Source organism: uncultured Caballeronia sp., assembly GCF_964243625.1.
Lineage (GTDB): Bacteria > Pseudomonadota > Gammaproteobacteria > Burkholderiales > Burkholderiaceae > Caballeronia.
In genome coordinates this window covers 1-9,466 of record NZ_CAXTGZ010000209.1, presented here as the reverse complement: position 1 = coordinate 9,466, position 9,466 = coordinate 1, and the positions used below count along the sequence as shown (strand labels likewise).

At 59.4% G+C, this 9,466-nt stretch carries 11 protein-coding genes; 1 reads left to right on the top strand and 10 read right to left on the bottom strand.

All coding sequences use genetic code 11. The annotated features are described in order from the left end of the window. The 10 genes from ACFFAR_RS15765 to ACFFAR_RS15720 form a co-directional block, all read right to left on the bottom strand. The coding region (locus tag ACFFAR_RS15765; RefSeq protein ID WP_375508097.1) for a DnaJ family domain-containing protein at positions 1 to 381 on the bottom strand (381 nt) is incomplete at its 3' end. A gap of 179 nt (positions 382 to 560) precedes the next feature. Continuing rightward, positions 561 to 1,355, bottom strand: coding sequence for an ATP-binding cassette domain-containing protein (locus ACFFAR_RS15760; protein ID WP_174362509.1), 795 nt, complete (start codon positions 1,353 to 1,355; stop codon positions 561 to 563). Next, positions 1,352 to 2,212, bottom strand: a complete 861-nt coding sequence (locus ACFFAR_RS15755) for an ABC transporter ATP-binding protein (protein ID WP_061999192.1) — start codon at positions 2,210 to 2,212, stop codon at positions 1,352 to 1,354. Before ACFFAR_RS15755 ends, ACFFAR_RS15760 begins: the two co-directional genes overlap by 4 nt. A gap of 1 nt (position 2,213) precedes the next feature. Further along, positions 2,214 to 3,128 carry an ABC transporter permease subunit gene (locus tag ACFFAR_RS15750; protein WP_174362515.1) on the bottom strand — a complete coding sequence of 305 codons (915 nt, stop codon included), beginning with the start codon at positions 3,126 to 3,128 and terminating at the stop codon, positions 2,214 to 2,216. 45 nt (positions 3,129 to 3,173) lie between these two features. After that, a complete protein-coding gene (locus ACFFAR_RS15745; RefSeq protein WP_375508099.1) occupies positions 3,174 to 4,238 on the bottom strand; it encodes an ABC transporter permease in 1,065 nt (354 codons plus the stop codon). An 8-nt stretch (positions 4,239 to 4,246) separates the two neighbouring features. Next, positions 4,247 to 5,854: an ABC transporter substrate-binding protein gene (locus tag ACFFAR_RS15740; RefSeq protein ID WP_174362508.1), complete on the bottom strand. Its 1,608-nt coding sequence runs from the start codon at positions 5,852 to 5,854 to the stop codon at positions 4,247 to 4,249. A 40-nt stretch (positions 5,855 to 5,894) separates the two neighbouring features. After that, positions 5,895 to 6,458, bottom strand: coding sequence for a D-alanyl-D-alanine dipeptidase (ddpX, locus tag ACFFAR_RS15735; RefSeq protein ID WP_375508098.1), 564 nt, complete (start codon positions 6,456 to 6,458; stop codon positions 5,895 to 5,897). Positions 6,459 to 6,731: 273 nt separating this feature from the next. Further along, on the bottom strand, positions 6,732 to 6,995 hold the full coding sequence (locus tag ACFFAR_RS15730; RefSeq protein ID WP_174362506.1) for a pentapeptide MXKDX repeat protein: 264 nt from the start codon (positions 6,993 to 6,995) through the stop codon (positions 6,732 to 6,734). An 86-nt stretch (positions 6,996 to 7,081) separates the two neighbouring features. After that, positions 7,082 to 7,858, bottom strand: coding sequence for a molybdopterin-dependent oxidoreductase (locus ACFFAR_RS15725; protein ID WP_375508096.1), 777 nt, complete (start codon positions 7,856 to 7,858; stop codon positions 7,082 to 7,084). A 41-nt stretch (positions 7,859 to 7,899) separates the two neighbouring features. Further along, positions 7,900 to 8,526, bottom strand: coding sequence for a cytochrome b/b6 domain-containing protein (locus tag ACFFAR_RS15720; RefSeq protein ID WP_061999186.1), 627 nt, complete (start codon positions 8,524 to 8,526; stop codon positions 7,900 to 7,902). Between the two features lie 360 nt (positions 8,527 to 8,886). Here ACFFAR_RS15720 and ACFFAR_RS15715 point away from each other — a divergent pair. Continuing rightward, positions 8,887 to 9,466: glutathione S-transferase family protein (locus tag ACFFAR_RS15715; protein WP_375508095.1), on the top strand; the 580-nt coding region annotated here is incomplete at its 3' end.

The window sequence follows — 9,466 nt, the reverse complement described above, 5'->3', positions numbered from 1 at the left end:
CTTTTCCTGCTCCGACCAGCGCTCGGACAGACGCTCCGCAATGCGCCGCCGATACTCGAGCGGCACCACCGCGCAGTTGCCGCGCAGCGATTCAAGGGCCATGTCGAGCGCGAGCATCTTGGCTTGCAGCTTGAGACGTGTCGCCGGATCTTCCGCAATGCCTGTTTCGTTTTGCAGATCCCGCAACGCGCGCAGATGCTCGACAGCAGGAGGCACGAAACCGGCGTTTTTCATAATGCGGTTGGCAACACGTACTTCTTCGGGAACCAGGGCGTCGTCGTCGAACTCGAGGGGCTCGCCCGCGCCAGGCAGATTATCGAACTCACCGCGCGCGGCTGCGGCCGAAATTCGCTGTTCGACCAGGGCATCTAGCAGTTTCATCGGCGTTTTGGGTGTCGGCGACCGGCTTGTCGAATGTCATTCTTAAACATGTTCGATAAAGCGGATCGAGCCAGACTGTCACGTTTTGAGGGTTACGCTTCGCGGTAGCGGGGAAAAGCCGGCCGCGTGCATAGCCGCGCAGGCGATCCCGGCGTCACACGCTTCGGGGATGCCACCAGCTAATCTCCCATTCTATCAGGCGCTCCGGGTAGGGCTGAATCCTCCGTTCTTCGCGTATAACCTTGCGTTGCGAGCAACAGGCTTCGTGTGTACTCATGCGCCACGGTTTGCTCGCGCACCGCTTCAACCGAAAGCTGCTCGACGATATCGCCATCGCGCATCACCGCCACCCGCTGGCATAAAAATCCAACCACCGCCATGTTGTGACTGACGAGGATCATCGTGAGATTGCGTTCGCGATGCAGCCGCCGCAGCAGATTCAGGATTTCCGCCTGCACCGATACATCGAGCGCGGACGTAGGTTCATCGAGGAGCAGCACGCGCGGCTCCACAATCAACGCGCGTGCGATTGCCACGCGCTGACGCTGCCCGCCCGACAATTGATGCGCGTACCGGAAGCGAAATGCCGGGCCGAGACCAACCTCGCGCAACGCATCCAGGATGCGTTCGTCCTGGCGATCCATGCCGTTGATCGACAGCGGTTCGCGCAATGTCTGGTCGACCGTGAAGCGCGGATAAAGCGAGCCGTACGGGTCTTGAAACACCATCTGCACTTCGCGCCTGAACGTGCGGTCGACGCGCTCACCGAGGACGTGCCGGCCGATCCGCATCGAACCGCCTGCAATGGGCACGAGTCCGGTCAGCGCGCGAAGCACTGTCGACTTGCCCGAGCCCGATTCACCCACAAGTCCGAAGACTTCGCCTTCGTTCACGTGAAAGGTTGCTGCGCGCACGGCATCGGCGAAACCGGTTTTGGTTTTGAAGCGTACCTGTACCGCGTTTGCATCGATCATCGCGCGGCCTCGGCGAACCATGCAGCGTCGCGTTGCAATACCGGCAACTGGTCCGGCGGGTTGCGCAGCGGTGGGCTCGCTGCAAGCAAAGCACGCGTGTACGGATGCTGCGCATTCGCGAGATCACGCGCCGCGCACGTCTCGACCACGCGGCCGCCGACCATCACCATCACGCGGTCGCAGAACGACATCACGAGCGGCAAGTCGTGGCTGATGAAGATCAGACCGGTGTCGTGCTTCGCGATCATTTCGTCGAGCACCGAAAGCACTTGCATGGAAACCAGGACGTCGAGCGCGCTGGTGGGTTCATCGGCGATAAGCAGTTTGGGCCCCGACGAGACCATCATCGCGATCATCACGCGCTGGCCCATGCCGCCTGAGAGCTCGTGCGGATAAGCGTCGGCAACCCGCTCCGGATCGCGGATATGCACGGCAGCAAGCGCTTCGACAATGCGCTTGCGCATTGCCTTCCCACTAAGCCTCGGCGATTGCCGCCCGAATGCCTCGCGCATTTGCTGCGCGACGGTCATCACGGGATTGAGCGAATACTTCGGATCCTGCAGGATCATGCTCATCTGCGTGCCGCACAGACGGCGCCGGTCTTTGGCGCTCAAGGCAAGCAGGTTGTGATTGTCGAGGCGCATTGCGTCGGCCGACCATCGTGCAGATGTTGGCAGAAGTCCGAGCAGCGCGCGTCCTGTCAGCGACTTTCCCGATCCCGATTCACCGACGATACCAAGGCGTTCGCCCTTTGCCAGCGTAAGTGAAATGCCTCGCACGGCTTCGGTCAGCGTGCCGTCGTGGGCTGCGAATGCAATGCGCAGGTTATCGATTTCGCAGAGGGTATCAGCGTGCATGTCAGCCTCCTTGACGGGGATCGAAGACGTCGCGCAGGCCATCGCCGAGCAGGTTGAAAGCAAGGCTCACCAACAAGATGGCGATGCCCGGGATGGTCGCGACCCACCAGGCGTCCAGCAGCACGCCGCGCCCAGACGCCACCATGAAGCCCCATTCCGGACTGGGCGGCTGCGCGCCGAGCCCGAGGAAACCAAGCCCCGCGACGGTCAGGATGATGCCCGCCATGTCGAGCGTCGCACGCACGATCACGGACGACGAGCACATCGGCACGATATAACGCAACAAGATCCGCATGGACGACGCCCCTTGCAGGCGCGCGACATGGATGAAGTCGGCCTGGACGAGCCGAAGCGTTTCGGCACGAGCAAGACGCGCATACGGCGGCCATGCAGTGATCGATATCGCGATGACCGCGTTGATCACGCCCGGTCCGAGCGCTGCGGCAAACGCGAGCGCCAGCACGATCTTCGGAAACGCGAGCGCGATGTCGGTGAGACGCATGAGAATGGTATCGACGAAACCGCCGCAAAAGCCTGCCGCCGTGCCGATCAGCAAACCGACGGGCACGACCAGCACGACCACCAAAATAGCGATGCTCAACGTCAGTCGCGATCCGATCACAAGGCGCGCGAGAATGTCGCGCCCAAGTTGATCGGTGCCGAACCAATGCGAAAGCGAACCCGGCGGCAGCAAGCGATCACCCAGTACCTGACGCAACGGATCGTGCAGCGGAAGCCACGGACCGATTGCAGCGAACAGGATCAGCAAGAGCAAAATTGCAAGGCCGAACACGCTCAGTGGGTTGCTCGCGAATCGTGTCCATCGCCTGTATGCCAATCCGAGCGCGGCTTGCCTGCGGGACGCGGGCGTGTCCGTCAAGAGCCACGCCTGCCATTCCTTGCGCGGTTTCGTCATTCGAGTGGAATCACTGGATGGAAGCACGTCATGAACCTTTGGCAGTCATCGGGCGCGTGGATCGAATACTTTGTACAGCGCGTCCGTCAGCAAGTTGAGCGTGATGAACGTTGCGCCAATCACAAGCGTGCTGCCGAGCACGGCGTTCATATCGGCGTTGAGGAGCGCGCCCGTGAGATACGAACCGATACCCGGCCATGCAAACACGATCTCGGTCAGCACCGAGCCTTCGAGCAGGTAGCTATAAGCGAGCGCGATCACCGTCAGGAGCGGCACCGCGATATTGCCAAATGCATGACGCCAGATCACGCGCCGTTCGCTCAGCCCCATTGCCCGCGCCGTGACAATGTATTCCTGGCTCAACTGTTCGAGCATGAACGAGCGCGTCATGCGGCTCAGGTAAGCGATGGAATAGAACGCAAGAATGCCGGCAGGCAGGACGATATGCGAGAGCGCATTCTTCAGCACGTCCCACTCGCCGGCAATGATGGAATCGATCAGCAAACTTCCGGTATGTGTATCGACCATGCCGTCGTAAAGCGGATCGATGCGACCCGGTCCCGAGACCCAATGCAGCTTGGCATAGAACAAAAGCAGGCCCATCAGCGCGAGCCAGAACACAGGCAGTGAACTCCCCGCCAACCCGATGAATCGCGCCACATGATCGATCCAGCGGTTATGCCGCACTGCCGCCACGACGCCGAGCGGCACACCGATCACGATGCCCATGAAGGTGGACAGGGTGGCGAGTTCAAGCGTGGCTGGAAAGACGCGTTTGATGTCGTCGACAACCGGATTCGACGTCAGCAGCGACATGCCGAGATTGCAATGCAGCACATCGCGAACGTAGATTGCGAACTGCACGATCAGGGGCTTGTCGAGCCCGAGCGAGAGCCGCGCCGCCGCGTAAGCCTGAGGCGATGCGCGCTCGCCAAGCATGGCGAGCAACGGATCGATCGGGATCTTCCGCCCGATGAAAAACGTCACCCCGAGCAAGCCGATGAACGTGACAACCAGCATCAGCAGCCAGCGTACGAACAGCCATCCCCGGCGCACGCCTGCATGATTTGCAAGCGCGCGGCGTGCACGTTGGGAGACTGTTAGTTGCAGATCCACGCTTACTGCTTCTTCAAGTCACGGTAGGAAACAAGATCGAAGATCGGCCCGACTTCCAGTCCCGTCACCCCAGGCCGCGCCGCGACCTGCGAGACCTTCTGGAACATGATCACGAATGGCGACCTGGCGAGCACTTCCTTTTGCATGACCTCATAACGTTGCGCGCGTTTTGCCGTCGATGATTCCCCGAGCGCCGCCTGCGTCTCTTTCGTCAATTGCGGAATGTCCCACGAATTGCGCCACGCGAGCATCTTGAAGCTGGAGTTGTCGGAGTTGTCCGGATTCCATGCGAAGCCTTGCGCGTTGCTGTGCGGATCGATGTAATCGGCCGACCATTCGCCAATGTAGATGTCATGCTGGCGCGCGCGATATTTGCCGAGCGTCTGTTTGTTATCGCTGGAAATGAGCTCTACCTTGATACCGGCCAGCGCCAGGTTGGCTTGCACCGCTTGCGCTATTTCGCCATAAGGCGAGTCGTTGCGCACATCCATCTTGACGGCAAAACCGTTCGGCAGACCGGCCTTTGCGAGCAGCGCTTTCGCCTTCGGGACATCCTGGTGGTACGGGTTCGTGTTAAGCGCGCCGAGAAAACCTTCGGGAAGAAACGTCTCGTGAACCTTGTACGTCGTGCGCACGATGTTCTGCTGGATGCCGTTGTAATCGATGAGCCATTTCATTGCTTCCTGCACCTCCGGCTTCGCAAGATTCGGGTTCTTGTTGTTCAGCCCGAGATACATCAGCGTAGCTTGCGGCACGGATGTCACGCGAATCGCGCCCTTCTTCGTAAGCGTGGCGAGGTCGTCTGAACTCAGGTCACGCGCTATGTCGATATCGCCATTTTCGATCATCAGACGCTGACTGGATGCCTCGGGCACATGCCGCATCACGATGCGCTTCATGGCAAGCGGCACGCGATAACCATCGAAACGCTGCAGCACGATGCTGTCGTTCGCGGTCCATTTCACGAGCTTGTAGGCACCCGACCCCGCTTCATTTGTCTTCAGCCATTCGTTGCCGAAATCGTTGCCCTTCGCGTGCGATTCGAGCAGCTTTCTGTCGAGCACCGATGCCGGCCACGATCCCAGCACGTTGAGCACGAAGGTCGGCGCGTACTTCTGGTCGGTCGTGACAGAGACGGTTGTATCGTCGATCTTTTTCACGTTCTGCAGCGCGTTCGCTTTCGTGAGTCCAATGCCCGCGAGCACCGCCGCGGCGCCCTTGTCGAGCAACGCGGTGCGCTGGATCGACCACGCGACGTCGTCGGCGGTGAGCGGGTTGCCCGAGTGGAACTTGAGGCCGGACCGGATCTTGAACGTGAACGTCAGGCCGTCGGGACTCACGGCCCATGATTGCGCAACATCGCCGTTGAAGCGCGCCGGGTCTTTCAGATCGACACGAATCAGACGGTCGTATGTGTTCGCCACGTATTCCTGCGGCACCAGTTCGTAGATCTCGCCCGGATCCAACGTGGTGAATTCGTCGAGCAAGGTCGCCATCACCAGCATGTCCTTGGGCGTGGCCGCATATGCCGAACTCAAGCCGCCCATGGTCACCGTCAAGGTCGATGCCACCGCGATGGCTGCCAGCGCGTTGCGCAAAACACGTTTCATACTCGCTCCGTGAAAGTTGATCGCTGTACTTGGCGCGCCCTTACATCAGACGCAAAGGGCCGCTGTCCGCATTGTCGATGACCGGAAGTTCACGCGAGCCGGGCAATTCGTAATGCCACCACTCGCTTGGAATATGCATGAAACCCGCGCCGTGCATGACGCCGAGCAAAAGCGTGCGGTTGCGCTGCACATGCTCGGGCAAGCCAGCGTGAAAGTGTTCGGATGCGACCGACATTTCGTCGAAACCCGTACCCATGTCGAGGTCGTGCCCGTCGGCGCCGACAAGCGTGAGGTCGACTGCCGTCCCGCGGCTGTGGTTCGAGCCGCGCTTCAGGTCAGCGACATAGGTGGGGTCGGGCAGGAAGTCCCAGAGCACTTGCTGCGCTTGCGGAGGCCGGTAGGCATCGAAGATCTTGAGCGTCATGCCAATGTTTCCGGCAAGCTCGACAGCCTTTCTCAACGCCGCTTCAGCGGGGCTCAGCAGCAGGCAGTGCGCCGCCTTGTAGATCGGCTTGCCGGTGAGATTGCGGTCTGTGGCGTAGACCAGGTCGATGGCGACGCCATGTGTGGCGGGAGTGATTATCAGCAAACGGTGATCGGGCATCGGCGGTATTGGTTCGAAGCTCACGAAGACGTGCGGTGCCGTTATTGTTTATCAAAATGAATGATTTGGGGGCGAATGTGCAGACACACCACACTCGGTGTCACAGCTTGCGCCCGTGGTTGACCGTATTGGTCAACACCAGGATAGATTAAACCTCGCCAAAAATCCGCTGTTGCGACTCTGCGGGGAGCCGGGATCTGGGCTTGCGGGAAGAGAACTTCTATCGAAAGCGATTTCACGCATGCGTTGAATCGCTTTCGAAACGCCGGGCAATTACTGAGCCATGGCCCCGGATGCCGGATGTGCCATGCCCATTGCATCGTGCTTTTTCATCTTGTCGCCCTTCTTCATGGAGTCTTTCGACATGGAATCCTTGGACATGGAATCCTTCGACATGGAATCCTTCGACATGGAATCATTGGACATCGAATCCTTCGCCATTGAATCGTGGGCCATTGCATCGCTTGCCTGGGCAAACGCCATGGAGCCGCTCAATGCGAGTGTTGCTGCGAGTGCTGCCGTGATAAACAGTTTCATATGGACCTCTTCTCAAGTAACAGTAGCCGGCCGAGCCGGGGTGAATCGAAGTACCTGACGCCGCAATGCAAGGTGCATGCGTGCAGTCAGGAACCTCCGAACCAGTTGTAGCCCTGATCAACCCAATAACCGCCAGGGAACGTGTTGGTGACGAAAATCTCCATGATGTGTTTGGGATTCTTATAGCCGAGTTTGGTAGGCATCCTGAGTTTCATCGGATAGCCATATTTGGGCGGCAGAAGCTTGCCGTCATACGTGAACGTAAGGAGCGTCTGCGAGTGCAATGCCGTCGGCATGTCGATGCTCTCGTAATAGTCATCCGCGCATTTGAAGCCCACGTATTTCGCAGATGTATCGGCGCCTACGCGCTTGAGGAACTCGGAGAACGGCGTTCCGCCCCAGCGCCCTATCGCGCTCCAGCCTTCCACGCAGATGTACCGTGTGATCTGCTCGGCCTTCGGCAACGCGTAAAGTTCAGGCAAGGTCCAGGTCTTCTTGTCCTGAACGAGACCGCTTACTTTCAAGCGAAAGTTGGCACCATCGACTTCGGGAACGTCGTCAACGCCGTAGAACGCATTGAACGGAAACGGCCGTGTGATTTGCGCTTCTGTATAGGTGGGCGCGAGGCGGTTAGGATCGAAGAGCCAGCCTTGCACGGTATCGTTCAGGCGCGAGACGCGGGACAGGAAGGTCTCGACGGACTTGTCGTCAGAGATGCTGCAACCAGTCAGCATCGCGAGGCCACCAAGCGTAACGATGCGCTTGCCAAAAAGACGCCGCGAAGGCATGTCGAGTTCACGCTTCACGTCGATGATCAGCGACTCACGGTCTACAGTCATGCGGTTTGGCTTGATGGGTTTCATGATCGATTTTCCAGAGGCTTCGCTTGGGATCGGTGGTTGGATCATCGGCCGCGAATCATGGTGAGGAGCGAGCGCGGCACGAGCGAGACCATCACCAGATGCACCACGATGAACGCCGCCAGCAGCGACATGGCGCAAAAGTGGACGACGCGCGCGAAGTCATATCCGCCCATCAGGTCGCGCAGCAGAGGAAGTTGCACCGACTTCCAGATGGCGAGACCCGACAGGACCAGCACTGCAATATCGATCATCACGAACAGGTAGGCGAACTTCTGTACCGCGTTGTACTTGCCCGGATCGGCATGCGAGAGGTGACCCTTGAGTGCTTCGATCAGGTCATGAAAGATCGTGCGCAGCGACAGCGGGAAAAACTTCGTTCTGATGCGCCCCGTGGCGAGGTTCATCGCGAGGTAGAACAAACCGTTGAACACCAGCAGCCACATTGCCGCGAAATGCCATTGCAGCGCGCCGCCGAGCCAGCCGCCCAACGTTATTCCCGGCGGGATCATGAAGCCCTTGAATACTGGTGATGCGTCGTAGATCCTCCATCCCGACAGCATCATCAGGATCACCGCAAGCGCGTTGAGCCAGTGCGTGGTGCGCACCCATGCGGGCTGGATGACTCTCGCAGGACCCTTGATACCGCGTGCTGCATGTGTCGTGTTCATAAGAGATCCTGTGCCGGTATCGGAATGCTGACCTTGCCGATCAGCCCAATGCTTACTAATTCGCCGGGGCTGCATAAGCGGTTACACCGCTCGAAAAATTGTTTCTGCGAAAGCTTTCATTCACAGACAAACGTGTGTCTGCAAGTTAGTTCGTCAGAAACCGATGGCGGGTTACAACGGAATATCTTTATTGCCGGCAGTGCGAATCAGGCGATGACGTAAGCAAACATGCAGGCGTAAATCGCTCTCGCGGGACACGATTGCCATCCCGGATTTCATCGGATACCCTGAATCGATCACGCTAAACACAGACGGCCGGCCATTGCGGCCCCGCTTATCGCTCTTCAATTCCAGGACGCCATGATCCGCTTCTACTTTCACCCCACGCCGAACCCCGCGAAAGTCGCGCTGTTTCTCGAAGAATCGGGACTGGCGTACGAGGTTATCCCCGTCGATACCAGCAAAGGCGAACAGCATCTGCCCGCGTTTCTGAGCGTCAACCCAAATGGCAAGGTCCCGGCGATCGTGGATACGGACGGCCCCGGCGGCCGCGAAGCGCGCGTATTCGATTCCAGCGCGATCCTGCTATACCTCGCCGAGAAGACCCAGCGCTTCGCCGGCACAGCGGCAGACCGGCCCGAACTCCTCTCATGGCTGTTCTTCATCAGTTCGGGCCTGGGGCCGTTTTCGGGTCAGGCCGTGCATTTCCAGCATGCCGCGCCGGAGAAACTGCCATATGCGATCAACCGCTACAGGCGGGAAATCGAACGTCATTACCGCGTGCTCGACGAACATCTGGCGCAGCGCGAATACATCGTCGGCCAGGATTATTCGATCGCCGACATGTCTGCCTGGGGTTGGCTCGAACGCGCGCCACGGGTTCTGCCGGGCGACGTGGAGCCGCTGGCGGCCTTCCCGAATCTGCGCCGTTTCTTCGATT